This is a genomic window from Rheinheimera baltica DSM 14885, assembly GCF_000425345.1.
Taxonomy (GTDB): Bacteria; Pseudomonadota; Gammaproteobacteria; order Enterobacterales; family Alteromonadaceae; genus Alishewanella; species Alishewanella baltica.
In genome coordinates, this window is the sequence record NZ_KE384352.1 from 84,185 (window position 1) to 110,083 (window position 25,899).

General features: G+C 47.4%; 21 protein-coding genes. All 21 read left to right on the plus strand.

Translation table 11 applies throughout. The annotated features are described in order from the left end of the window. Window positions 1-2: 2 nt before the first annotated feature. The gene (locus H595_RS0120210; protein WP_027672758.1) at window positions 3-2,003 is read left to right on the plus strand and encodes a secretin N-terminal domain-containing protein; all 2,001 of its coding nucleotides are present in this window, start codon (window positions 3-5) and stop codon (window positions 2,001-2,003) included. 296 nt (window positions 2,004-2,299) lie between these two features. Then, complete coding sequence (locus H595_RS0120215; RefSeq protein WP_027672759.1) at window positions 2,300-4,258, plus strand: hypothetical protein; 1,959 nt, start codon at window positions 2,300-2,302, stop codon at window positions 4,256-4,258. A gap of 156 nt (window positions 4,259-4,414) precedes the next feature. After that, window positions 4,415-5,323, plus strand: a complete 909-nt coding sequence (locus tag H595_RS23160; protein ID WP_051220022.1) for a Wzz/FepE/Etk N-terminal domain-containing protein — start codon at window positions 4,415-4,417, stop codon at window positions 5,321-5,323. A 12-nt stretch (window positions 5,324-5,335) separates the two neighbouring features. Further along, window positions 5,336-7,876 carry a glycosyltransferase gene (locus H595_RS24500; RefSeq protein ID WP_051220023.1) on the plus strand — a complete coding sequence of 847 codons (2,541 nt, stop codon included), beginning with the start codon at window positions 5,336-5,338 and terminating at the stop codon, window positions 7,874-7,876. Further along, window positions 7,869-8,960 (plus strand): glycosyltransferase, encoded by a 1,092-nt coding sequence (locus tag H595_RS23685; RefSeq protein ID WP_051220024.1) that lies wholly within the window; start codon window positions 7,869-7,871, stop codon window positions 8,958-8,960. The genes H595_RS24500 and H595_RS23685 overlap by 8 nt, the downstream gene beginning before the upstream one ends. A gap of 2 nt (window positions 8,961-8,962) precedes the next feature. Further along, on the plus strand, window positions 8,963-10,252 hold the full coding sequence (locus H595_RS0120235; protein WP_027672760.1) for a hypothetical protein: 1,290 nt from the start codon (window positions 8,963-8,965) through the stop codon (window positions 10,250-10,252). A 19-nt stretch (window positions 10,253-10,271) separates the two neighbouring features. After that, complete coding sequence (locus H595_RS0120240; RefSeq protein ID WP_027672761.1) at window positions 10,272-11,027, plus strand: WecB/TagA/CpsF family glycosyltransferase; 756 nt, start codon at window positions 10,272-10,274, stop codon at window positions 11,025-11,027. Next, a complete protein-coding gene (locus H595_RS0120245; protein ID WP_084153679.1) occupies window positions 11,024-11,989 on the plus strand; it encodes an NAD-dependent epimerase/dehydratase family protein in 966 nt (321 codons plus the stop codon). Before H595_RS0120240 ends, H595_RS0120245 begins: the two co-directional genes overlap by 4 nt. 73 nt (window positions 11,990-12,062) lie before the next feature. Continuing rightward, on the plus strand, window positions 12,063-12,383 hold the full coding sequence (locus H595_RS0120250) for a DVU3141 family protein (RefSeq protein WP_027672763.1): 321 nt from the start codon (window positions 12,063-12,065) through the stop codon (window positions 12,381-12,383). A gap of 53 nt (window positions 12,384-12,436) precedes the next feature. Further along, the gene (locus tag H595_RS0120255) at window positions 12,437-14,197 is read left to right on the plus strand and encodes a polysaccharide biosynthesis/export family protein (RefSeq protein ID WP_037055650.1); all 1,761 of its coding nucleotides are present in this window, start codon (window positions 12,437-12,439) and stop codon (window positions 14,195-14,197) included. Window positions 14,198-14,202: 5 nt separating this feature from the next. Then, window positions 14,203-14,997 (plus strand): ABC transporter permease, encoded by a 795-nt coding sequence (locus H595_RS0120260; protein WP_027672765.1) that lies wholly within the window; start codon window positions 14,203-14,205, stop codon window positions 14,995-14,997. Beyond that, window positions 14,994-15,656 carry an ABC transporter ATP-binding protein gene (locus H595_RS0120265; RefSeq protein WP_027672766.1) on the plus strand — a complete coding sequence of 221 codons (663 nt, stop codon included), beginning with the start codon at window positions 14,994-14,996 and terminating at the stop codon, window positions 15,654-15,656. The genes H595_RS0120260 and H595_RS0120265 overlap by 4 nt, the downstream gene beginning before the upstream one ends. Continuing rightward, a complete protein-coding gene (locus H595_RS0120270) occupies window positions 15,653-16,735 on the plus strand; it encodes a KpsE/RkpR family capsule polysaccharide export protein (protein ID WP_027672767.1) in 1,083 nt (360 codons plus the stop codon). The genes H595_RS0120265 and H595_RS0120270 overlap by 4 nt, the downstream gene beginning before the upstream one ends. Next, entirely contained in the window at window positions 16,728-18,536 is a 1,809-nt protein-coding gene (locus H595_RS23690) for a capsular polysaccharide export protein, LipB/KpsS family (protein WP_051220025.1), read from the plus strand. The genes H595_RS0120270 and H595_RS23690 overlap by 8 nt, the downstream gene beginning before the upstream one ends. A gap of 14 nt (window positions 18,537-18,550) precedes the next feature. Beyond that, a complete protein-coding gene (locus tag H595_RS23180; protein WP_037055652.1) occupies window positions 18,551-19,693 on the plus strand; it encodes a glycosyltransferase family 4 protein in 1,143 nt (380 codons plus the stop codon). Continuing rightward, a complete protein-coding gene (gene rfbB, locus H595_RS0120285; protein WP_027672768.1) occupies window positions 19,690-20,751 on the plus strand; it encodes a dTDP-glucose 4,6-dehydratase in 1,062 nt (353 codons plus the stop codon). Before H595_RS23180 ends, rfbB begins: the two co-directional genes overlap by 4 nt. Further along, on the plus strand, window positions 20,752-21,672 hold the full coding sequence (rfbD, locus tag H595_RS23185) for a dTDP-4-dehydrorhamnose reductase (RefSeq protein ID WP_037055654.1): 921 nt from the start codon (window positions 20,752-20,754) through the stop codon (window positions 21,670-21,672). It abuts the gene before it with no gap. Window positions 21,673-21,748: 76 nt separating this feature from the next. Continuing rightward, the gene (rfbA, locus tag H595_RS0120295) at window positions 21,749-22,627 is read left to right on the plus strand and encodes a glucose-1-phosphate thymidylyltransferase RfbA (RefSeq protein ID WP_027672769.1); all 879 of its coding nucleotides are present in this window, start codon (window positions 21,749-21,751) and stop codon (window positions 22,625-22,627) included. Window positions 22,628-22,639: 12 nt separating this feature from the next. Further along, window positions 22,640-23,182: a dTDP-4-dehydrorhamnose 3,5-epimerase gene (gene rfbC / locus H595_RS0120300; protein ID WP_027672770.1), complete on the plus strand. Its 543-nt coding sequence runs from the start codon at window positions 22,640-22,642 to the stop codon at window positions 23,180-23,182. 48 nt (window positions 23,183-23,230) lie between these two features. Then, window positions 23,231-24,856, plus strand: a complete 1,626-nt coding sequence (locus H595_RS23695) for a coiled-coil domain-containing protein (RefSeq protein ID WP_051220026.1) — start codon at window positions 23,231-23,233, stop codon at window positions 24,854-24,856. A gap of 15 nt (window positions 24,857-24,871) precedes the next feature. Next, window positions 24,872-25,899: hypothetical protein (locus H595_RS24340; protein WP_037055656.1), on the plus strand; the 1,028-nt coding region annotated here is incomplete at its 3' end.

The window sequence follows — 25,899 nt, forward strand, 5'->3', positions numbered from 1 at the left end:
CAATGAATATGTTTACCAAGAAAACCCTGGTGTTAGCCTGCTCAGCCGTGTTGATGGCCGGTTGTGCCAGCACTCCAGATGAAAAAGATAAGCCGCTTAAAGCCTCTGTTGATGTACCTAAGTCCTTTTTACAAAAAGAGACTTCTAAAACAGCACAAAATCAGTATGAATTTGAAGAAAAAGTGGCAGCAGAGACGGGCACTGAACAAATTCAAAGCATGGCACAGTTAAAAACCGGTAGTCCGTTGCTGCTGGAAGCGCCCAAGTTTGCCTCAGACCAACCAATGAAAATTGCGGTTAATGAAATGGAGTTACCGCAGCTGGCACACTATGTTTTCGGCGAGCTGTTAAAGCTGGATTATATTCTTTCTGCAGATGTTGAACGCATGCGCGACCGTGTCGCGCTAAATATTCAATCCGACATTACGCCACAACGATTGTATTCACTTACCACTGAGTTATTGGCAAAGCAAAATGTAGAAGTGTATAGCAAAGATAACATTGTCTTTGTTAACAAACAAAGTAACGCCTCAGCGAACCGCTCCGTTGGCATTGGCCGCCGGCTGGCTGATATGCCAGCCATGGGCGACGATATTATTCAGCTGGTGCCTTATACGTTCAACTCCGCCCGCTCTATTATGCAAATTACCAATAAGCTAAGTAAAGCCACTGTGACGCCGGATAACAGCAATAGACTGTTGTTGGTTGAAGGCAGCCGGGCTGACGTAGAACGTGTATTGCAAGTGGTTGATATGATGGACGTACCGCATGCCCGTGGCCGTGATATCCGCTTAATTACCATGACCTATTTATCACCAGATGAGATGCTGGAAGAAATTAACAAACTAATGGGCGCGGAGGGCATAAATACCACTGAAGACGTATTGTTAGTGCCGCTTGGCCGCTTAAATGCCGTTGTTGTTTACGCGGCTAATCCGACACTGGGTAACCGGGTGTCGATGTGGGCGAAAAAACTGGATGTAGCAACCGGCGGTGAAAACGAGCGTTATTTTGTTTATCGGCCAGATTACGTCAAAGCGGCAGATTTGGCTAAAAGTATCTCTATGTTAGGTTCGGGTGGTGCAGGTGAGAGTTCGTTGCCTGCAGGTGCCCCGACGAGTAGGGGGAGCGGAGCTCAAGACAAAAAATTCAGTATGTCTGCTGATGAAAAACAAAATGCCATTATAGTACACGCCACACCGAGTAAGTTTCAGGAAGTATTGGCATTACTAAAGCAGTTGGATCGCCTACCTGGGCAAATAGCCCTGCAAGTGGTGATTGTTGATGTTACGTTAGAAGAAAACGAAAAGCGCGGCATCGACTGGACATACAATTCAAACGCCAATGCGGCGCGCAGCGCTACTGGCAATCTCATGTCTGGCACTGGGTTAATGGCATTTAACGCTATTAGCGGTGATTGGACGATGAATTTTAATTTGCAAGATTCGCAGAAAAAAACCAATCTGTTGGCGCGACCTTATTTAGTGGTGCGTGATGGCGAAAGTGCTACCATTAACGCTGGCGATCAAATTCCTATTATCACCCAAACCAGCAGTAATGATACCAACCCGGATGTAATTCGAAACCAGGTGCAATATCGCTCAACTGGTATTTCACTATCGGTTACGCCGACAATTAATGCCGATGGCCTGATAAGCCTGGAAATTTCCACAGAGTCGTCTAAAAGTGATGTAAATTCGTTATCTAATATCAGCTCTCCCATTATTACAACTCGCAGTGTTAGCACCAGCATACTAGCAGGTAGTGGCCAAACGGTTGTGTTAGGTGGCTTGATTAATGAAAATATCGACGACAACGAAAATAGTGTACCATTGCTCGGCAAAATCCCATTGCTTAGACATCTCTTCACGTCTAAGTCAAAAGGGAGTAATCGGCAAGAATTAATGATCCTAATTACGCCTAGGATTATCAGTGAATCGTCAGAGTTAGATGAGCTGGGAACAAAGCTTTCAGAGATGTTTAGCTTTCCTGTTAATCAATAGGAAATTAATTGTTAACGTTTTTGCTTAATCTTTGAGCAAAAACAGGTATTTAATTTGTTTTTTTTATTGACTCTGTTGTTGCTAGGTCGCTATGATTACGGTCGCTGGTTTTCGGATGGCGACTTTTGCAGGTGGTGAACGCATGCAAGCGCCTACTGTTGTAATAAGTCGCAGAATGTTAACCACACTTGGGGTATGATTGTGTATAGCTAGAAGGCTTATGCAGCATACTCTGGGACACGTGTTCCAATGGAAACTATGAACAGGTTTCCAAAAAAATAATTTGGAGAAATGGAATGAAACTAATGAAAAAAACCCTGGTAAGCGCAGCCATTCTGGCCGGTCTTGCCTCGGCAAACGCGTATGCTGGTACTGAAGCTTGTTTCGAATACTCAAGCTCAGCTGCTGACGTATCTTTAGCTGACCGTTGGTCAACTATCTACACTGGCGCAACGTGTAACTACACTGTTGCTGGTGATGAATCTACTCAGCTGTTCCCATCTCAGCCAGTATTAATTGCGCAGGAAATCACTAAAGACAATACTGTTACGTTAAACGTTCCAGGTTTTGGTATTCCAGGCTCTAGCGTAGTTCAAGTAAACCCTACTGCACTGCGTCACGTGTTCTTTGTTCCAACAACTAACATTCCTGGTGGTTCACGTTTTGAAGTTGAATTGACTTCAAACGCAAACGGTGTTTCTTTTGAAGACAACCAGCTGTATTTCGTATTGTTAAAAGCCAACCTGGCAACTGACGGTACTACAGTAACTAGCTATTCACTTACTAACGTTGCATCTACCGATGGCGCGGTTAACGGTGAAACTCAGTTAACGTTCGTTGTTGATGCTACTACAAGCATCAGTGCTGGTAGCCGTCTGTTAGTAACTAACAGATCAATCAACCCGCAATCTTTCACTACGTTGCAAGAAGCTGCTGATTTCCTGGACACTTTCACTAAAGCGTCTGGTGGTCTGAATATCGCTCTGCAAGATAACGACAACTGTAATGTTCCAGTAGTGAGCATTGCTGTTACTTCAGCTGAAACAGATGCTGGCCGTGATATCGAAGGTGGTGTTACTTCTACTCCACGTATGTTGATTGAATCTGTAGAACAGTTCACTGGTCTGCACAACACTATGTCTACTGGCGTTAACGCGTATTCACTGGTTGGTGAAAACGGTACTCCAGCTAGTGGTACAGTTGATTCACTTGACCCATCACGTCTGACTGAGTTCGACTTGAATGTTGCTGGTGATTACGTGCGTATGCACGGTGTTGACGAAGTTCACTACAACAAAATCTTCCGTAACCGTCGCGACGTATTGCTGCCAGGCGAGCAAGATCTTGATGTTTTCGTAAACATTCAAGCAACTGACCGTCTGTTACTGGATCCAGTAGCGTCTAAAGACATCAAAGCAGCTCGTTTCTTAGTACGTGACCGTGCTCTGCAAGGTTCTGTAACTGCTGACTTGAACTGGGAAGATACGGCTTACTGTTTCACTACTACTAGCCGTGCTACACCAACTTCTACTGGTACTTGTATTGCTACTTGGAGCCATTTAGATCTGGCACCAACTTCAGTATTCTCTTACTACCTGGACGATTTCTTCATCAACGCTGGTGGTCTGAAGACTCACACGTTCTCAGTAGCTGAAGACGAAAATGGTACTGATCCGGTAACTTATGTTGCAGACCGTATCATGGGTTATTCTTACGACATCGCTATGGACTGGGGTATCGAGTTTACTGATGCTGGTCTGAAAGACAAGAGCTTAGCTCGTTCGTGTTCAGTAACTGTTCCTTCACACAACATCACTGTGAACGGTACTCAGCTGAAAGTGCCTTATGTATTTGACACTAACAGCCAGTGGGTTCGTATTGCTAACGAGCACGCAGAAACTGCTGAAGTTTACTTCGACATTTTCGGTGAAGAAGGTTCAAACGCTGTTCAAACTGAGAACGTGTACTTAGGTACTATCCCAGCTAACTCAGCTAAAGTGTTCTTCGCAAGCGATGTTATCGATATCGCTCGTGCAGATGGTTACGACCATACACAAGCTCCAGGTGCTACTACTAACCGTGGTCAGCAAGCTACTACGCGTCACACTGTTACTTTCTTAGTAACTGCACCTAGCGACAAAGTGCACGGTGTGTCTGTACAGAATATCCCAGGCGGTGTTGACCGTGTGATCCCTGTACTGCGTAACCATGACGAGACTAAGCCAGCTGATCGCGCAGCGATTTGGCAGCAGTAATCTCAATTGACTAAATAGTCAGGTAAAAACCCCCGCTCTGCGGGGGTTTTTTTATTGGCAAGCACACCAAGCCTTGCTAGCATAGCCGGCTTTGTAACATCATCGTTTGATAAAGTAACTTATGCCGCTGACTAGCAGCGAGGGGTAGCTGTTTTCATGAATATTCACTCCAACCATCAATATGAACTTAACTTAGCTGATATTTGGCAAATACTGTGGCGCGCCAAATGGATTTTAATTGGTGTGGCGCTGGTTACGGCCGTCATGTCTGTGGTGTTTGTGCGCCAATTGCCCAACGTCTACGAAGGTAAAGCGGTACTTGCTGTGGTGAGTAAGGGTGGCTCGGGTTCATTGGCTCGATTAAGTGGCCAGCTTGGGGGTATTGCCTCCTTGGCGGGCATTAACTTATCAGATAACGGCGGCGATCAATCCAAACTGGCTTTGGAAATTGCGAAATCACGTGATTTTATCAGCCGTATGATTAACGAACAAAATATGCTGGTACCGTTAATGGCTGCCGAAAACTGGGATCCACAAAGTGATACCTTAAGTTACGACACCAGCAAGTACCAAGATGGAAAATGGGTACGCGAGGTAAAGTATCCTTTTACCACTGAACCCTCCATGCAAGAAGCTTTAAAAGCATTTAACGATATTTTTCACCTGCATCACTCAAAAGAATACGGCACCGTGACCTTAACGTTTCAACATTATTCGGCAACGCTTGCGGCGCAATGGGCCAATGCGTTTGGTCGTATGTTGGATAATGAAATGAAACAACGCGACATCCGTGAAGCACAGCACAGTTTGCAGTACTTGCAACGCCAGTTAGAGACGACGGAACTGGAAGCACTGCGCCAGGCACTGTATCAGCTGATAGAAGAGCAAAGTAAAACACTCATGCTAGCAGAGGTCTCGGATGAATATGTGTTTAAGCTAATCGATCCGGCAGTTCGCGAACAATTGCCAGCATCCCCTAAGCGTGCGTTTATTGTCGTGTTATCCATATTATTAACTCAATTACTTACCTGTTTTGTTATTTTGCTGGTTCGGCTTAGGAAGTAGCGGACCTATTTAATGGCACTTAAAAAAAATATAATCGCCAACTACTTAGGTACTGGCTACAACCTGCTAATTGGCATTGTAATTTTGCCTTTGTACCTTGGGTACATGGGCGCAGAAGCTTATGGTTTAGTCGGCTTTTTTACCTTGATGCAGGTATGGTTGAATATCCTTGACCTAGGTTTGAGCCAAACACTAAACCGGCAAGCTGCTGCAGCCTCCGCAACACCAAGTGGCTACGCCCATTTTATGTCGGTGTTAAAAAGCTTTGAGCTCATATTCTTTGGACTGGCGTTAATCACCGTTGCAGTGGTATTTTCCGGTAGTGCATGGATGGCCGAACATTGGTTTGAAGCCAAGGTGTTAAGTAGCGACGATATTTGTCATGCTTTGCAGTTGATGGGCATTATTATCGCACTGCGCTGGCAAACCGCATTATATCGCAGCGGCATTTTGGGTTTTGAATACCATGTTTGGAACAATCTGGTTTCTGTTGGTTATGCCAGTTTTCGTTTTATCGGTTCTTTGCTGTTAGTCGTCTTTGTTAGCAATGACATACTGCATTTCTTTTACTATCAACTGTTATTGGCAGTATTAGAGTTTATTGTGTTACGACTAAAGCTCTATGCCATTTTGCCTGGTAATTTAGACAGACGTTGGCGCTTCGACTTACTGGCCGTTCGAAAAGTAGCGCCCTTTGCGCTGGGTGTTGCTTATAGCGCCGCGCTATGGGTCGCCGTTACGCAACTCGATAAACTAATGTTGTCTACATTACTGCCGTTACAGCAATTCGGCTATTTCTCATTAGTTACGGTTATTTGCAGTGGTTTGTTGCACATTACTTATCCGGTAAGTGTTGCTATTCAACCTCGTCTAACCGCCTTAGTGTCGCAGGGTAAAATAGCTGAAATGCACTTGTTATACCGCCGAGCTACACGCTTTGTTGCTGTAATGAGTGGTGCTGTCGTCGTCGTAATGGTGGTGTACGCTGAGCCATTATTGTTTGCCTGGACCGGAGACAAAGCCGCCGCTGCCTGGGGAGCGCCGGTATTGGTGTGGTTTGCATTGGGTAATGCCATGCTCACCTTAGGTACTTTCCAGTACTTTTTGCAGTTTGCTTTCGGTAGCATGCGTTTGCACGTCGTGGGGTCTACCATTGCGGCTGTGCTTCAAGTACCCATTATTTTTTACGCCGCCGTAAACTACGGTGCTGTTGGCGCCGGTTTGGCATGGTTTGGCTTTCGTGGTTTGTTTTTTATGGTGTGGCCACCCATAGTGCATCATCGCTTTGCTCCTGGTTTACACTGGCGCTGGTTACTGACTGACGTACTCCCTGCTATTTTAAGCACAGCAGCGTTAATTTTACTGTTGCAGAAATGGTGGCCAGTGGCGATGGATAACAGTCGCTTCAACCTTATTCTACATATTGCCTTCATATCGTTAGTCACACTGATATTGATGCTGACAATAGGTTTTATTAGTGAATATTGGCGTAAAACAGGCCGGTTGCCGGTAATGCCCTCCGGTGTGCCGACAGAAGCTGAAATAGTATCGCAGTGGTCTGATCAAGAGCCTACCGTAAGCATATGCTGTATTACGTATAATCAGGCCAGTTATATTCAGCAGACATTAGATGGGTTTTTACGGCAAAAAACGGGTTTTGCCTTTGAAATATTGGTACATGACGATGCCTCAACTGACGGCACCAGCGATATTATACGACAATATGCCGCGCGTTACCCAAGCCTGATAAGAGCTGTTTTACAAACGGATAATCAGTTTAGTCAGGGAAAGCAAGTATCGCCTAATTTTGTCTGGCCTTTGGCGAAAGGGCGTTATATTGCATTGTGCGAAGGTGACGACTTCTGGTTTAACGAAAATAAACTATCCCGGCAAGTGACGGCATTAGACAACGCATCCGATGCGGATATTTGTTTTCATCCTAGTATCGACTTATTTCCGGATGATACTCAACAGCGAGCTTGTTATTTAGGCAGTAAAGCCCTTAGGGTAAGCTATGCAGATGTTATTCGCGGTGGCGGCGGCTATATGCCAACGGCGTCGATACTGATACGTTCAGCCGTGTTAAAGCACTTACCTAATTGGTTTTCATCGGCGCCAGTAGGCGATTATTATTTGCAGATGCTGGGTGTTCAAAAAGGGGGAGCGGTATATTTGCCCCACGCAATGTGTTGTTATCGGCGTAAAGCAGAGAACTCCTGGACGTTGTCAACCAAAGGCTGGACACAACAACATGTGGTGAAGGTTGCGCAGGCCCATATTCATGTCTTATCACAGCTATGTTTGACCAGCGCGACAAACCACGTCGCAGATTTTGACTATGCCAAATCGCGAGAGTTGATGCTCGCGGCCATTATGGCAGTAAGATCATCCCATTTTTCTACAGCGAAAACGCTGATTGAGCAAAGTTGGCAATGTTACCGTTTTGCCGGTTGGCGTCAGCCGGTGCTATATCTGGCAAGGCACAACCTTAACTTGCTGCTAAAAGCAAAATCCTTATTTAATGTACCTAAGCCAGAGGTAGCTGATGAGTGACGGTGCAATTACACAGCTACTGGTTGTGATGGAAAGCTTTGTAATGGGCGGTGTAGAGCGAGTTACGCTGCGCTTGCTGCAAGCATTACAGCAAGCACATCCTGAACTGAATATTACCGTTGCAGTTCAGCACAATAGCGGCGCTTTGGCGTCAGAGTTCAATCAAACGTTACAAATAGCGGAGTTGCCCTCTGGTACTTTTGCCCAAGGCAAGGCAATACGTCAGCTAGCACTTACATTACATAGCCAGCTAGTGTTGTTTACTAAAGGGGGATTATCGCGCTATCAGCTTTTTTTACCACGTGGTGTGCGAAGCGTTGTGGTGCAGCATGTGCCATTGGCGCTGCCAGGCTTATCAGCTGGCAAAAATGCATTGCGACGCCTGATAGCAGCGGTATGCTATCGACTGGTGGACAAAGTGGTCACGGTGTCTGACGGATTAAATCAGGATGTTTGCAATGCACTAAGACTAGTGCCCACTAAAGTTAAAACAATATATAACCCGGTGCTTACAAGTAGCGTCAATGCGCTTGCTCGTGAAGCGCTGCCTGCGTCTATGTTGCCGTTACCGGCTTATTTTCTTTGTGTCGGCCGGTTAGATTTTCAAAAAGGCTACGACATGTTGCTGCAAATCTGGCAGCAGCCTCAATTGCAACAACAGCACGTTTGTATTATTGGCGATGGCCCGCTGAGTAACACCTTATCTGAACAAATTGCTCAACTAGGGTTGTCAGATCGTGTGCATTTGCTGGGGGCCGACAATAACCCTTACCGCTATATGCAGCATGCAAAGGCATTGTTATTGCCTTCTCGTTTTGAAGGTTTACCCACAGTACTGGTTGAAGCGGCCGCACTGGGCACGCAGCTGGTTGCTTTTGATTGCCCACATGGTCCAAAAGAACTGCTTAATGCAGGCCGCGATGGCTATCTTGTCGCACCAGGTGATATTTCAGACTTTGCCACTGCGGTAGCGGCTATTGCACAGGGGCAGAATAAACCGCTACCAGACGTTAGCGCTTTTTTCGCCGAAGCTGCCGCCAGCAACTACTATCAGCTGTTTACCCAATTGTGTAACGGTCGTTAACGATGCAGCGCATAAATGTGTTTCGTTCAGCACTGATGCCGGTAGCTTTAATTTTACTGTTCTTGTGTTATTGGCCTACCTACATTGTGCCAGGCTTACCAGTTGATGCTTTGCAAAAAGCGCACTATGTGATGGTGGCGTTGTTTGCTGTTTTAATTGGCTGGTTAAATGGCGCCCGGTTAGTGATGCCCAAACTGGCGTTACTTTATCTTTTACCGTTAGCGGTTTATTTGCTGGTGTTTCCACAAATCCTCGCGGTTACCACGTTTTTCCATGTTGGTTTAATCCTAAAAGTATTCACTTTTAGTTTATTTATTGTGGCGTTGTATTCTGTGTTGCGTAAAAGCTTTAACGTTGACAACACGCCAAGCCTGACACGTTTATTTTACTTAATCTTATTGCTGCAGCTAATGTTTGTTGCACTGCAGCTGGTGTTTGGTGATACCACTTGGTTAGGCTGGTGGAACCACAAAGAGGTCGTGACACCCTGGGGTAAAAGGGCGCCTGGTACTTTCGACTGGGTCTATTCAACGTGTTATTTTTTAACGTTCTTTATTCCAATGTTATTGCTTAACAGTGTCAGGTCCCGGTATAAATTTTTTAACGCCGTACTGCTGGGCGCCGTAATGATTGTCATTTTGCTATCACAGTCTAAAACCGGTTATCTGGCAACGGTATTGGTGTTTTTATATTTGCTCATTTTTATGTGGTTTAGTGGCGCTGTAGGCGCAGGCAGAATTGCACTTTTGTACCTTTTAATGGCAGTGTTTTTGCTTCTGGTTCTGTTATATTCTGGCATCGAATTAGAGTACATCAGTAATTTTATTGATATGGTCACCCGGGGCAGTACCGATGGGTCAACTTATACCCGGTTGTACCAAACCAAGCTGGCGGTTGGTGAGGGCTTAGCCTACTGGTTTCGTGGCTCGCCAGACGTATTGCGTGGTGTTGTAATAGAAAACGCCTACTTGGATTATTTATTTCGCTATGGCATTTGGGGCCTAGTACAATATTTACTGTTTATTGGTTTACTGGTCTTATTAAGCGGTATGGTAGCGTATCGTGCAGTGCAGCAAAGTAATGCTAAGTTAATACCAGCTCAAACGGCAGTTATTGCATTATGTTGTCATATTTCTATGGTGGCTTTAGCCTTTTATTCGCTTAGTGCAGCGACGGCTGATGCATATAAATCGTCAATGTGGACTTGTTTTGTTTTTACCTTGACGATTTTTGTTTATCATTACGCACTAAAATCTGTGCAGCCGGTTTCTGGGCAGAATACATGTGGTTAACTAACGGGCGTTTTACGCAATGAATTTCACCAATCTGCAATTGCTGGAACAGCGCATTTGCACTAAAGAGCACTTTATTGCGCTAATGCAGCAAAGCACGGAGCCGGTGACCACCAGCTTTGTTAACCCGTTTTCGGCGAAAGTGTTAACGCAACAGCCAGAGCTAATTCAAAGTATCGATCATTTTTATGTCGATGGTGGCTTGTACGTAAAGTTGTATAACCTGTTTAACCGCAACAAGCCGAAGCTAAATCGTTGCAGTTTCGATTTCTCTTCTGTTGCCACCGACTTTTTTAACTATTGCCAAAGTACGGGGATCAAAATAGCCCTGGTCGGCGCTAAAGATAGCGAAATCGATGCAGCCATCAATAATATACAGCAGCGTTACCCCAAGCTAAATATTGCTTATTCACGCCACGGCTATTTTAACGACGAACAACAGCGGCAACAGTGTTTTGCTGATATTACCGCTAGCGGTGCTACTGCGCTTATTTGTGGTATGGGAACGCCGCATCAGGAGAAGTTTATTCTCGCCGCGCGCCAGGCTTGCCCCACATTGCGCTTTTTAACTACTTGCGGCGGGTTTCTAACCCAGTCTGCGCTGGATATAGATTACTGGCATCCGGTAATGAATCGCCTGGGCCTGCGCTGGTTACAGCGCGCAGTGCAGCATAGCCACGTGCGGGATCGTATTTTACGCGACTACCCCTTGTTTATCTGGCATTACTTAATCTACGCGCTCAGGCATCGAAACAAACAAAGGCCATCGGCATGACAATGTATCCGGCAGCGGTGCTGCTTACCGGGGCCACAGGTTTGGTAGGCTCGGCATTACTTGCGCAGCTAAACGGTCATTGCCGTGTATTTAGCTTAGGTCGCAGTAAACCTGCATTATGTGAAGCGCATGCCACAGCTGCCTTTGGTGATAATACAGACTGGCTAGCGTCAGCTCAGCCCTTGTTAGCCCAAACCGATGCCATAGTGCATTGCGCAGCAAAAGTGCATGTTATGCATGATACCGCCACCGACCCGCTGGCAGCGTATTGTGCAGTTAATACTGACGCTACGCTGTTACTGGCGCAAGCCGCAGCTAAGGCGGGTGTAAAACGTTTTGTTTTTATTAGCACCATCAAAGTGAATGGCGAATATACCGAAGCGGACCGGCCGTTTACCGCCAGCGATAGTGTAGAGCCAACCGATCCCTATGCCTTATCAAAATGGCGTGCAGAGCAGTCGTTACTGCTACTGGGCCAACAAACCGGTATGGAAATTGTCATTATTCGTCCGCCTATGGTTTACGGCGTTGGCGTTAAAGCGAATTTTCTGGCGTTATGTAATGCAGTACGCCGTGGCTTGCCAATGCCGTTTGCTGGCATTAACAACAAACGTAGCATGGTGTCGGTGGCCAATCTTACCAGCCTCATCATATGTTGTTTAACCCACCCGGCAGCACCGGGGCGGGTATGGCTGGCCAGTGATGGTGCAGATTTGTCAAGTGCCGAACTGGTTAGGCTAATGGCGCAAGCCATGAATGTACCCGCACGGGTATGGTGGGTGCCTACGTGGCTTATGCACGCGGCGGCCACCGTGTTGGGTAAGGGCGAGCAATATCGACGTATAGCGGGTAGTTTGCAGCTGGATATTAATGACACCTGTCAGCAACTGGGCTGGCAACCACAACAAACACCACAGCAGGCGTTGCAACAATTGCTGAAAAAGCCAGCATCTGGTGGCTGAAAGCAAATAGGTGTTTGGTAAAGTTTTTTACTGATGTTACATTATTAAGAATTTATAAAGGATGATAAACGCGATGAAGTGTTCTTTACTTACTGCCGTTTCAGCCGCCATATTATTGGCCGCGTGCAGCCAAACCGCTGTGCCGGGGCGAATTATAGCCCCTCAGGATGTTGTAAGCTACGACGCGTTAAATTTGTTAACCCCTTTAACACCCGGCCAAAGTACCCGGTTAGCTTCGTCGCCCTGGGGCAATAATATCAACGTTGTTTTACTGCAAAAATACCGTGCAGCCACAGGCTTTGACTGTATGCGGCTAAAGCTTGATAGCCAAACAGCCTTGGCGTGCCAAACGCCAGACAACCTGTGGGTGGCTGAGCCCACATACATTCAGTAAGCTCCCTTACGGTCGCAGGCAAGTAAACTTCAATTTTCAGGAATGGCATAAATATGTGTGCAGCAAAAAATACAGTGTTCAAACGTGGCACAGCAATGTTTGTTACCTTAGCCGCGGCGTTACTGGTAACGCATAGCGTAATAGCGCAAAGTTTTGCTGATTTACCCAGTAATCAGCGTGCTGCAGCGTTGCAATCAAGCCAGGTACAGCAGCTATTAAACGATAATCAAAATAGCACGCCAACACTGGCAACACCGCAGCAAAATACCAACTGGCAGGTAGGCCGCTATGGCCCGGTACAACCTGGCGCAGCGGATCAAAGTGAGGCGGGTAGCATGTTGCCCTTTGGCGCCGATTTATTCAGCGGCGGCTTTCGTGGCTTACGCTCAGATGGCTTAAACCCAGATTATAAAGTGTTACCTGGCGACCAAATTACGCTACGTATTTGGGGCGCGGTAGAAGTTGACCGTGTGCTGCCGGTAGACGCGCAGGGCAATATTTTTATTCCCGCTGTAGGGCCGGTTAAAGTGATGGGTACCAGCCACCAGCAGCTTGATAATCTGGTGCGTAATGCCGTGCGTCAGGTTTATCCAGACAACGTACAGGTATATACCAACTTACAAGGTGTGCAACCTATAGCGGTATTTGTAACTGGTTATGTGCGCTTGCCAGGCCGTTATGCTGGTGTGCCCGCTGATTCTGCCTTATTTTTTCTTGATCAGGCCGGTGGTATCGACAATACACTTGGCAGCTACCGTCAAATTAAACATATTCGCGATGGCGAGATTGTACAAAGCCTCGATTTATACCAGTTTCTGTTGCACGGCCAATTGGTCCATTCACAATTTAAAAACGGCGATACCTTATTGGTAGAACAGCGTGGCGACGTTGTGCAGGTAAGCGGTGATGTAGCCCGCAGTTATCAGTACGAGTTAATTGCCACTGAAACAGCTACCGACTTAGTGAACCGGGTGCAGTTAAAACCAGGTGTAACCCATGTGCTGCATCGTGGTATTAATGCAACAACCCCGTATTCAGATTACCTGCCACTGCAAAACTTTGCCGCTGTAAGTCTTGCCAATGGTGACGAGCTGGTATTTAGCGTTGACCAGCAAATTAGCAACATCGTAGTGCAGGTAGAAGGCAGCTTTTTAGGTCAGTCGCGTTTTATTGTGCCGCGCCATGCCAGCTTACAACAAGTGCTAAACAATATCGCTGTTGACCCGGCCATTGCCGACATCAGCAATATTTCGTTACGCCGGGTCAGTATTGCTGAGCGGCAACGGGCATCGTTATTAGAGTCGTTACGCCGCTTGGAAACCACCTATTTAGGTGCGCCGTCGTCTACGGTGGAAGAGTCGGCTATTCGGGTGCGTGAAGCAGAGCTTATCAGCCAATTTGTACAAAAAGCGCGTCAGGTGCAGCCTAATGGCCGTTTAGTAGTGGCAGACGATAGCGGCGTAGCCGATATTCGTATGCAAGATGGTGACATTATTACCATACCTGAGCTAAGTGACGCTGTGCTGGTAAGCGGCGAGGTATTTGTGCCGCAGTCAGTGGTGTTTAATGCTAATAAATCACTGAATGATTATATTGCGGCAGCAGGCGGTTATAGCCAACATGCTGATAAAGGCCGTATTTTAGTGGTGCGCCCCAACGGTGAAATTCGCCTGGCAGACGATGTTGAAATTCGCTCTGGTGACGAAATTCTTATTTTGCCTAAAGTGAGCAGTAAAAATCTGGAGCTTGCCTCGTCTATCAGTCAGATCCTGTATCAGATTGCGGTGGCAACCAAAGTTGCACTGGATCTATAACAGCGATGACCATAGAGGTTAACCGCAGTTCGTGGCAGGTTACGCTTGATGTGTGGCGTGCCATGTTCTTACGCGAAATTGTCTCACGTATCTCTGCCGACCGGCTTGGCTGGGTGTGGCTATTAATTGAACCTGTGCTGCACATCGTGTTGTTTGTTGCCATACGCCAATTAATGGGCCGGGTACGCTTTATTCCGGGCGCCGAGTTTGTACCCTGGTTTGTGGTGGGCATGATGGGCTTTTTCTTGTTTCGCCAGGCCATAACCCGCTCTATGGGCGCCATTAATGGTAACAAGGCCTTATTTGCTTATCGTCAGGTACAGCCGTTAGATGCCGTGCTGGTGCGCTGCTTTATTGAAGGGCTGTTAAAAACCCTGGTACTGCTGTTGATAGTAGGTGGTGCTACAGTACTGGAATACCATATTTTACCGCATGATTTACTCGGTGTTATTTTGATATGGGGCTTTATTTGGCTGCTGGGTACTTCTATTGGCATTGTGCTGTCGGTACTCAACACCGTAATGCCTGAAACAGAAAAAGTGGTTGGCCTTATCATGCTGCCGCTGTACTTTTTATCCGGCGTTATGGTTCCTATTCAGTTTTTACCACACGCGCTGCATCCTTATTTACTACTTAACCCCATTACGCATGGTATTGAGTCGTTGCGGCATCAATTTTTTGAGCACTACCAAACCATTGCTGGCATAGACCTGATGTACATGGGGCAGTGGACCTTGTGCTGCTTTTTTCTAGGCTTGTTACTGCACTTGCGTTATCGCATCAGGTTAATTGCAAAATGATCGAAGTAGCCAATATATATAAACGCTACCATGGTTTGCACGGTGGCGACTGGGTGTTAAAAGATGTCAGTTTTAGCATACCACCCGCAACCAGTGTTGGCGTGCTTGGCCGTAATGGTGCCGGTAAATCAACCCTATTAAGAATGCTGGCCGGCATGGACAGCCCTGACAAAGGCACTATACAGCGTAACTGCCGTGTGTCTTGGCCTATTGGTTTGGGTGGCGGTTTTCAAAGCAATATGACCGGCCGGCAAAACGTTAAGTTTGTTGCCCGGGTTAACGGTGGCGAATCTGATATGGAGCGCATTATTGCCTTCGTACAAGATTTTGCCGAAATTGGCCGGGCCTTTGACCAGCCGCTGGCAACCTATTCCAGTGGTATGAAAAGCCGCTTAGCATTTGGCTTGTCACTGGCATTTGAGTTTGATGTGTATTTGTCAGATGAAGCCACCAGTGTTGGCGACGCCGCCTTTCGGGATAAAGCCACTGAAGCGTTTCGTAGCCGCATGGGTAAAAGCAGCATCGTGATGGTGTCACACAGCACCGGAATATTACAGGATCTATGTCAGGCGGGTTTATGGCTACACCAGGGCAAGGCATATTGGTTTGACGCATTAGACGATGCCATAACGGCGTATCACAAGAGTATTGGTAAATGAAACAACAACTAAAAGCAAAAGCACATTGGTTAGTTGCGGCAGCAGCTTGCGTTCTGGCGGTATTTTATTGGGGCGCTCTGGCTACCGACCGTTATATTTCTGAAGCCAATATCGTGTTGGAATCGCCTGAGCTAGCACCAAGCTCATTTAATTTCTCCTCATTATTGTCGGGTACCGGTGGTTCAGCGGATCTGTTGTTGTTAAAAGATCACTTGCTGTCAGTAGATATGCTGAAAAATCTGGAAGCAAAATTACAATTACGCCAGCATTACAGCCAGCCAAGTATCGACTGGTTAAGCCGTTTAGACAGCGATGCACCCATTGAGCACTTTCACGACTATTATAAAAAGCGTATTTATGTCGCCTTCGACGATTACGCTGGCTTGCTGCGTATTCGCGTAGCCGCGTTTTCACCTGAGATGGCAAAAGCCATTGCCGATGCGTTGTTAGAGCAAGGCGAAGCGCATATGAACGACATGGGGCGTCGTTTAGCCGAAGAGCAAGTGCGGTTTATTGAAGGCCAGGTGAGCATTTTAAACCAGCGCTTAATGCAAGCGCGCGAAGAGCTGTTATCGTATCAAAACCAGTATGGCTTAGTGTCGCCAACGGCGGCAGTACAAAGTATTGCCACCATAGTGGCACAACTTGAAGGGCAGTTAGCCTTAACTGAAGCGCAGCGTAAAGCTGCTCTGAGTTATCAAAGTTCGGCCTCACCAGAATTAAAACGGCTTAACGCCGAAATTTCGGCATTAAAACAACAAATAATATCAGAACAAAACCGCTTAGCCGCAGACGACGGTCAGGCGCTAAACCGCGTGTCAGCTGAGTACGAAACCATATCACTACGGGCTAAATTTGCCCTGGAGCTATATTCAAACACCTTAATTGCGCTGGAGAACACCCGCATCGAAGCCTCGCGCAAATTAAAACAGGTGTCGGTGCTACAATACCCCACCACGCCAGAATACGCGGTTGAGCCAAAAAGGTTAAAAAACAGCATTGTATTTATTGTTATGACGCTTTTATTGGCCGGTATTGTTCATCTGTTGCTGTTAATCATCAGAGATCACCGTGACTAAGCAACATACCGCTGCGGGTGAAACGCCGTTTTTCACCAGCTTGCCGTCAACCGTATTACAGTGTTTAACGGCAACTGGTGTTTTGCCTGTGCTAAAGCACAGGCTTACCCCTGCGTTACGGACTGAACTGTACCACCCCATCAATAACCAGCACCACCAGCAAGCTCGCGAGCTCATAACGCAATGGCAGCAGCAAAACTTGTCCGCCATGCCGGGGCACCCTGCATCCTGGCCACAGCATGACGATAACGAGCGATTTTCATTAATATTGCTGCATCAGCAAAGTGAGCGTGAGCTGCATCAGCTTATTGTGTTGGCAATAGGCACTGGTGCAGGGGATTGGGATGACGGTAGTGACAAATTTAGCCAACAACTGGTGGTTTACAGCGCTAAACCATTAAGCAAGCTGGCGCAGTATCGGGTTAAGCGTAAATGGCCGTTGTTACAATTGCACTTTGTGTTTAGTGGCCACCCTGGCTACTTATTACGTCAGGCTGATAATATTGTCAGCGATGGAGGCTGGTTTACCCTTGAAGCCATTCTTGCCGGACGTAATGTACAGCAAAGCCACGGCTCGGTGTTTACCGCGCTTTGCAACAGTAGCGGCGACGAACGTCAGGCCCTGTTAGAGCGTTTAGTGCACCAATTATGGCAAGTACATGCTGATATTCTGTTACCCGAAACGGCAAGTGCTGCAGTAAATGGCAAGCCGGCTGTTGCGGCAACTATAGCAGAGTTATTCAATTGGTTAGCATTGCAACAACAGCAACTTAGCCGGCTTCCGCCCACCTTTTATGTACACCGTATGGCACGTTTGTGGCGCCCGGTGTTACGGCGCTTTGCGCCTTACAGCAAAGTTCATTTTGTTCGCCACGCCCGGCAAATTCCTGCAGGCAGCCATGTGTTGTTATGGGGGCGGCGCGAGCTGGATAGCCCAGCTCCGGCAGATCTAAACATTATTCGTATTGAAGACGGTTTTATTCGCTCCGTTGGCCTGGGCGCACAGTTTGTCGCACCGGTATCCTTGGTGTTTGATCATCAGGGCATTTATTTTGACAGCACGGCCGAAAGTGAATTAGAGCAGCTGTGTAATCAGGCTACGTTCAGCGACACCTTGCTAAAACGTGCAGAAGCCTTGCAGCACGCTATCGTCGCGGCAAATATTACCAAATATAATACCGGCCAGGGTAGTTGGCAGCGGCCGGCGGGTAGGCGGGTAGTGTTAGTGCCGGGGCAGGTTGAGTCTGATGCATCAATTCGCTTTGGTGCGGCAGATATCCGGCATAATTTGGCACTGCTTAAAGCCGTGCGGGCTAACTGCCCAGATGCTTATCTGTTGTACAAGCCGCACCCGGACGTCGTGGTTAAAGCGCGGGCGCAAGGTGATGGTGAGCAATTAGCCGGGCAATATTGCGACGAAATAATAAGTAATGTGGGTATGGCGCAGTTACTTAGCCAGGTAGATGAAGTACATGTGCTTACCTCATTAACCGGGTTTGAGGCGTTATTACGCGGTATACCAGTGTATTGTTATGGTCGGCCATTTTATGCGGGCTGGGGCTTAACGCAAGATCAGGTATCGCAACTGCGGCGAGAACGTACGCTTACCCTGGCGCAATTAGTTGCCGCGGCACTGATCTTATATCCGGTGTATATCTCTCCGCTAACGGGCTGTTATACTTCACCGGAAAATATTTTGAACGAGTTAGCATTATTGCGTACTAAGCGGCAATTCAGCCTGGCTGACTTAAAACGGCGCATAATGCGTACCGCAGTAAATCTGTTGGTTAAACCCACTTAAGCGAAGGACAAAGCTTGCAACATATTGCGCTGGTTGGCACAACCGCAGATGCGAAACTGGGTTTTCGCGCAGAACTGATAAAAGACCTTGTGGCCCAGGGGCATATTGTTTATGCCTTTGCCGGCGACTACACCGACAAAACCCGCAGTGCAATTACCGCGCTGGGGGCTATTGCCGTGCCATATCATATCAGCCGTTTTGGCATGAACCCGCTGCAAGACATTTACACGTTAGTGCAGTTGATTTGGCTATTTAAAAAATACCGCATCGATTTAAGTTTCTGTTACTTTGCCAAGCCGGTTATTTTTGGCACCATCGCAGCCAGGTTAGCGGGCGTGCCACGCCGGGTTGCTAAAATTGAAGGCCTGGGCCGTATTTTTACTATACCGGCCACCGGTGATACCCGCCGCGCCAAACTGCTGCGTTGGGTACAAACCCAGCTGTATCGTATTGCCTTGCCGTGCTGTGAAACCGTATTTGTACTTAACCCCGACGATGAGCAAGACCTCATCCGCAGTAATAATATCAAGGTTAAACGTTGCATTAATTTGGGTGGTATTGGTATTAATTTGTCGGATTACCAGCCATTTACGCCAAAGGGTAGCATTCGGTTCATTTTTGTTGGGCGGTTATTACCAGAAAAAGGCATTGGCTATTTTATTGAAGCGGCAAAGATCCTGCGCCAACAAGGTGCTGCGGCTGAGTTTGTCGTTTTGGGTGAGCCTGACAACGCCCCCGGCGCGATTAATCGCTCGCAGTTACAACACTTGGTAGAGCAGGGCACTATTTTTTATCCGGGCCGGGTGCTTAATGTGGCGGAATACCTTAAGCAGTCGCATGTGTTTGTGTTGCCGTCATACTATCGCGAAGGCGTGCCACGCAGCACCCAGGAAGCCATGGCAGCAGGTCTGGCGGTTATTACCACTAACGTGCCAGGGTGTCGCGAAACCGTAATAGACAATGAAAACGGTTTATTAGTACCGCCGCACGACGTTGACGCGCTGGTTGCCGCCATGCAAAAACTGGTGACTTTCCCGGCATTAACAGAACAAATGGGCCGGCGAAGCCGCGCGCTTGCCGAGCAAAAATACGACGTACGAAAAATAAACGCTATTGTTATTAACGCTTTAGCACCAGAGGATCCCAACAAGGCATGAGTAAAACGTTTTTAGTAACTGGCGGCGCGGGTTTTATTGGCTCGGCAGTGGTGCGCCATCTTATTCATGACACCCCGCATCAGGTTATCAACGTCGACAAGCTAACCTATGCCGGTAATGTAAATTCGTTAAGCGATGTTGCCAATTCTGCCCGTTATAGCTTTTTACAGGCCGATATTTGCGATGCCAAAGCCATGGCGCAAGTGTTAGCGCAGTATCAGCCCGACATCGTCATGCACCTGGCAGCCGAGAGCCATGTCGACCGTTCTATTGACGGCCCGGGCGATTTTATTCACACCAATATTGTCGGTACCTATACCTTGTTAGAGGCTGCTCGCGCGTATTGGAGCGGTTTAACCGGCGAAAAAAAAGCCGCCTTTAGGTTTCACCATATCTCTACCGACGAAGTATATGGCGATTTACACGGCACAGATGACTTATTCACCGAAACCACACCTTACGCGCCTAGCAGCCCGTATTCGGCCAGTAAAGCCGGTTCTGATCATTTAGTTCGGGCCTGGCTGCGTACCTTTGGCTTACCTACCGTTGTTACTAATTGTTCTAATAATTATGGCCCGTTCCATTTCCCGGAAAAGCTGATTCCGCTAATGATATTAAATGCCTTAGCCGGCAAGCCGTTGCCGGTATATGGCGATGGCAAACAAATACGTGACTGGTTATACGTAGAAGACCATGCCCGTGCGCTGGTTACAGTGGCTACGGCGGGCAAGGTCGGCGAAACTTACAATATTGGCGGACACAACGAAAAGCAAAACATTGAAGTAGTGCAAACCTTGTGTGCACTACTGGAAGAGCTGGCGCCGAATAAACCACAGGGCGTAAAGCATTACAAAGACCTGATTACCTACATTACCGACCGCCCGGGGCACGATGTACGTTACGCCATTGATGCGAGCAAAATAGCGCGTGAGCTAGGCTGGACACCAGCAGAAAATTTTGAATCAGGTTTACGTAAAACCGTGCAATGGTATTTAGCTAACCCAAGCTGGTGGCAAGCTATTCTGGATGGTAGCTATCAACAGGTGCAGGGCAACTAAATGCGTAATATTGTATTACTGGCACCTAATGGCCAGGTGGGCTTTGAGCTAGCGCGCAGTTTGGTGGGGTTGGGCAAACTACATTGCCTTAGCCGCGCTGATATTGATTTTAGCAATATTAATATGCTGTTAGCACGCATTGCCCAGTTACAGCCCGATATTATTGTTAATGCTGCAGCGTGGACAGCGGTAGATAAAGCTGAAACAGAGCAAGACGGCGCCTATTTGCTTAACGCAACGTTGCCGGCGGCATTAGCAACGCTGGCGCAGCAATCTAATGCCTGGTTGGTGCATTATTCCAGCGACTATGTTTATCCGGGCACCGGCAGTAATGCCTGGCAAGAACACGATACTACTGCGCCATTGTCGGTGTATGGCCAAACCAAATTAGCCGGTGACAGCGCCATACAGCAGCACTGTGCAAAGTATTTAATCTTTCGCACCAGCTGGGTGTACGCCGCGCGCGGTAATAACTTTATGCGCACCATGTTAAAACTGGCACAAAGCCGTGAAGCCCTGCAAGTAGTGTCTGACCAAATAGGCGCCCCTACACCGGCCCGGCTTATTGCCAATATTACCGCACTTTCGCTGCAGCAAGCCTTGCAACGCGGTGAGGCGCTAAGTGGTGTGTATCATCTGGCGCCAGCAGGCGAAACCAGCTGGTATGGTTTTGCTGAGGCCATTTTTACGCTGGCCCGCCAGCATGGGGTAATGCTGACACTAGCGCCGGAAAAGTTGAGCGCCATTGGTACAGCCGATTATCCAACAGCCGCAAAACGGCCGGCAAATTCCAGGCTTTGTCTGACAAAAATACAGCAGACATTTAATCTGCAAATGCCCGACTGGCAAAGTCAGTTAGCACTAACATTTATTGAGTGGCGTAATAATACTCAGGTTGATAACACAGTTATTTGCCCTTAGCACAGTGTCGCAGTAAACTATCGCGTTTTATCGTCGCTAGCAGACAGGCACAACACGCAGGCATAGCAGGAATAGTATGGCTCAAAAAGGTATAGTATTGGCAGGTGGCGCTGGTAGCCGGTTACATCCCATTACGTTGGGTGTGTCCAAACAGTTGTTGCCAATTTATGATAAGCCAATGATTTATTACCCAATTTCCGTGTTAATGCTATCTGGCATCCGGCAAATATTGATCATCAGTACGCCAGAAGATCTGCCGTCATTTAAAAAGTTGCTAGGCACTGGCAGTCAGTTTGGTGTGGAATTTGAATATGCGGTGCAACCCTCGCCAGATGGCTTAGCTCAGGCGTTTATTATTGGTGAGCAATTTATTGGTAACGACCGTGTTTGCTTAGTATTGGGTGACAACATATTTCATGGTCAGCATTTCACCGGGCAACTATTAAAAGCCGCGCAGCAAGAAAATGGCGCCACGGTGTTTGGCTATATGGTAAAAGACCCCGAGCGTTTTGGTGTGGTTGAATTTGACAGTGCCGGTAAAGCTTTGTCAATTGAAGAAAAACCCAAACAGCCAAAATCTAACTATGCGGTAACCGGCTTGTACTTTTATGACAACGACGTGGTGGAAATTGCCAAAGCTGTTAAGCCTTCAGCACGTGGTGAATTAGAAATTACCTGTGTTAATAATGCCTATCTGCAGATGGGTAAGTTACAGGTAGAAAAACTAGGCCGTGGTTTTGCCTGGCTAGATACCGGCACTCACGACTCGTTATTGGAAGCATCACAATATGTGCAAACCATTGAGCACCGCCAAGGCCTTAAAATTGCCTGTTTAGAAGAAATTGCCTGGCGCAATGGCTGGATCAGCGACAAAGACATGTTACGTATAGCCCGGTCATTAAGTAAAACCGGTTATGGCCTCTATTTACGCCGCCTGCTGGATGGCGGCTTTTAACGGAGCAGTAAAGTGCAGGTAACTAAGACATCCCTGGCCGACGTGCTACTGTTAACGCCCAAAGTGTATGGCGATGAACGCGGACATTTTTTTGAAAGCTTTAACCAGCAAAGTTTTAACCAGCTAATTGGTGACGTTAATTTTGTGCAAGACAACCAGTCACGCTCGGCAAAGGGTGTACTGCGTGGCTTGCATTATCAAATACAGCAACCGCAAGGCAAGTTAGTTAGGGTATTGCAGGGCGAAATATTCGACGTAGCGGTAGATTTAAGGCGCAGCTCGCCGCAGTTTGGCCAGTGGACAGGTGCAACACTGTCGGCAAATAATCAGCAGCAAATGTGGGTTCCACCTGGCTTTGCCCATGGTTTTTTAGTGTTGTCAGACACCGCCGACGTGTTATATAAAACCACTGACTACTATGCGCCACAGTTTGAGCGGGCTATTCGCTGGGACGACGCAGCGCTTGGTATCGTCTGGCCAAACGTAGAGCGGGTGATTTTGTCAGAAAAAGATCAGCAATCAGTCGCGTTTTCTAACGCAGAATATTATGGCTAACGAGCAAAAAACTAACCCGAAACTTTGGGCTAAAAGCAAAGAGAGTTTATGACAGACATTTTTTTTCTTGGTTGTGACACCAGCTGGCAGCTGTTGCAACTAGCAGTATCACCACAGCTAACCGACGACAGTCGCTTAACAACAATGCCGTACACTGCGCTGGATAACAGCTTGGCGGCGGGCACTGCGGTAACCGTGTTTTACAGTTTACCGCAGGTTGTTGTAGCCGGGCAGTTAGCTAATTTATCGGTGACTGACGCCTTAAATGCCTGGCAACAAAGTACTCAGGCACTGCTACAAACTCAGCGCAAACATCGGCGTCAACTTAAGCTTATTTGTTTAGATGACGCGCTGCAAAACGGCTTAGTGCAAGTAGACAATGACAAGATTGTTAGCATGTTAGCCAATATGCCTAAGCCTGCTGCGCCGTCTTTGCTGGCACTAATGGCCAAAGAGGCCATTCAGCAAACGGCAGAATTAACTCAATTAGCCGATCTGTTGCATGCCAGCAGCCTGCCCACGCAATCGAGCCCTGCTATCGTAGAAAGTTATGCAGAAAGCTGTGTAGAGCATTGGTTTAGCGAATACCGTGCACTAAAACAAAGCCAGCAGCGCATGCCACAGCTAGAACAACAGCTGCAGGAATTTAGGCTGCAACTGGAATTAGTGCAGCAAGAACTGGAAGTGGTGTTTGCAGAAAAACAGCAAATGCAGCTTAAATTAACCCCATTACAGCGCGAGTTAGAGCAACAAACCGCTGCACTGACTAAGGCTAATGCTGACAATCAGCAACTGGCAGCAAGCCTGACTGCGTCGCAACAACAAGCCGACAACACTAAGCAAGAAAACGAATTACTGCTGTTACAACTGCTGCAAGTGCAAGAAGAGCTGGAAAAATATTACCTGCAGTATAAGCAGCAACAAACCGCACTACAAAAAGCGGATGCGCAGTTAGCGCAACATAAACAAGAGCAGGAACAAAACAGTAAGCATCATCAACAGCAGTTGGAACAGCTGAATAAACAGCATCAACAGCAGTTAGAACAGCTAAATAAACAGCACCAACAGCAGCAAACCGAGCAAGCTAGAAACTATCAGCAGCTGCAACAGCGCAGTAACCAGGCAGAGCAACAGCATACTGAGGCCTTGCGCCAGGCCACTGCGCGTCACAACAGCCTTAATGTACTGCAAAAACAAGCCGAACGAGAGCTGGTAAAAGCACAGGCCGAAATTGAAAAACTGCAACGCCAGTTAGCCGGTGCCAGTTTAAGCGGCCATCAGGCCATGGCAGAATTAAAAACCGTTAAAAGCTCTACCATGTGGAAAGCCATGGCACCGGTGCGCAAATTAAGCAGCGCAGCCAAGAAAAAGCAGCTGCAATTACAAAAAGACATCAGCCTTATTAGAAGTTGCGCTTTGTTTAACCAAGACTGGTATTTACAAAGTTACCCAGACGTAGAGCAGTCGGGTGCCGATGCCATAGAGCACTACCTAAAATACGGTGCCAAAGAAGGCCGGGCGCCAGGGCCAGATTTTGATGGTAACTGGTACCTAAGCCATTATCCCGATGTAGGTAGCAGTGGTATTAACCCGCTTATTCATTATATTAAGTTTGGCCAGATAGAAGGCCGGCAAACATCGCCTAAGCTATTACAGCTTAAACAAAAGCCTTAAAGGATGTTAACTCCCATGCAGTGGTCTTCAATACCTTCAGTAAAACAGCTTATTGCCATCGGTGCCGGCACCGGTGACGTATTGTCTCAGTGTCTAACTATACCGGCAGATTCGGTTACTGTTTTTGAGGCTGACGCCACATTGGCGCAGCAGCTTGCTAAGCAGTTTGCTGGCAATAAAGCGCTAAACGTAAAAGCGCACGTGGTATCAGATCAGGCAGGTACGGCGGTGATGTCATGCTTTAACCTGGCACAGTGCAATGCCTTAGCCCCGGCTACGGCGCTTTTAGCCGAGCTATTTCCCGGCCTTAAAGCTTTGCCGGGAAAAGAAGTGCAAACGCTGGCGTTAGCTAACGAGTTAAATGCCAGTAAACTGCATGGTCAGCAAAATATGTTGTTATTAGAGCTGCCAGCACAGAATTTGGCCTTGCTCACCCATCTGGCCGAGACCGATATACTGCAACATTTTAGCCATTTGGTGGTGCAGCATAGCGAACAGCCGTTGTACAAATCAGCAGCGCCGCTTAACGAGTTAACGCAGTACCTGGCAGCTAATGGTTTTGAACTTAGTGAAACCGACAATTCAGATGCCGATTTCCCATTACTGCGGTTTTATCGTGATGCGCAAGCGCAGCAACTAAAGCAGGCTAATCAGCGCATTGCCGAGCTTACCAGCCTGCTTGAGGCAGAACAGCAACAGCGACAGCAAGCCAAACAGCAGCATGATGAAGCACTTAATGCACAGTCTACTACCCAAGCTGAGATAACAAAGCAGCTTGATGCGGCGAAGCAACAGTTAGACGCAGCAAAGCAGCAAGCGGAGCAGCAAAAGGCCGAACTGGCTAAGCAGTTAGAAGCAGCCAAGCAGCAATTCGCTACAGAGCAGCAGCAAAGCGAGCAAGCTAAAGCTGAGCTGAAAAAACAGTTTGACGCTGGTAAACAACAACTGGACTCTGTTAAACAGCAAGCCTCAGCAGATAAGCAGCAGGCTGAGCAAGATAAGACTGAATTGGCTAAACAGTTAGAAGCCGCAAAGCAGCAATT

Coding starts and splice junctions, on each gene's coding strand:
- H595_RS24500 (WP_051220023.1), top strand. CDS start 5,336: ATGGCACTTAAAAAAAATATAATCGCCAACTACTTAGGTACTGGCTAC.
- H595_RS0120215 (WP_027672759.1), top strand. CDS start 2,300: ATGAAACTAATGAAAAAAACCCTGGTAAGCGCAGCCATTCTGGCCGGT.
- H595_RS0120250 (WP_027672763.1), top strand. CDS start 12,063: ATGAAGTGTTCTTTACTTACTGCCGTTTCAGCCGCCATATTATTGGCC.
- H595_RS0120255 (WP_037055650.1), top strand. CDS start 12,437: ATGTGTGCAGCAAAAAATACAGTGTTCAAACGTGGCACAGCAATGTTT.
- H595_RS23695 (WP_051220026.1), top strand. CDS start 23,231: ATGACAGACATTTTTTTTCTTGGTTGTGACACCAGCTGGCAGCTGTTG.
- H595_RS0120235 (WP_027672760.1), top strand. CDS start 8,963: ATGCAGCGCATAAATGTGTTTCGTTCAGCACTGATGCCGGTAGCTTTA.
- H595_RS0120240 (WP_027672761.1), top strand. CDS start 10,272: ATGAATTTCACCAATCTGCAATTGCTGGAACAGCGCATTTGCACTAAA.
- H595_RS0120260 (WP_027672765.1), top strand. CDS start 14,203: ATGACCATAGAGGTTAACCGCAGTTCGTGGCAGGTTACGCTTGATGTG.
- rfbB (WP_027672768.1), top strand. CDS start 19,690: ATGAGTAAAACGTTTTTAGTAACTGGCGGCGCGGGTTTTATTGGCTCG.
- rfbD (WP_037055654.1), top strand. CDS start 20,752: ATGCGTAATATTGTATTACTGGCACCTAATGGCCAGGTGGGCTTTGAG.
- H595_RS0120210 (WP_027672758.1), top strand. CDS start 3: ATGAATATGTTTACCAAGAAAACCCTGGTGTTAGCCTGCTCAGCCGTG.
- H595_RS0120270 (WP_027672767.1), top strand. CDS start 15,653: ATGAAACAACAACTAAAAGCAAAAGCACATTGGTTAGTTGCGGCAGCA.
- H595_RS0120265 (WP_027672766.1), top strand. CDS start 14,994: ATGATCGAAGTAGCCAATATATATAAACGCTACCATGGTTTGCACGGT.
- H595_RS0120245 (WP_084153679.1), top strand. CDS start 11,024: ATGACAATGTATCCGGCAGCGGTGCTGCTTACCGGGGCCACAGGTTTG.
- H595_RS23685 (WP_051220024.1), top strand. CDS start 7,869: ATGAGTGACGGTGCAATTACACAGCTACTGGTTGTGATGGAAAGCTTT.
- rfbA (WP_027672769.1), top strand. CDS start 21,749: ATGGCTCAAAAAGGTATAGTATTGGCAGGTGGCGCTGGTAGCCGGTTA.
- H595_RS23160 (WP_051220022.1), top strand. CDS start 4,415: ATGAATATTCACTCCAACCATCAATATGAACTTAACTTAGCTGATATT.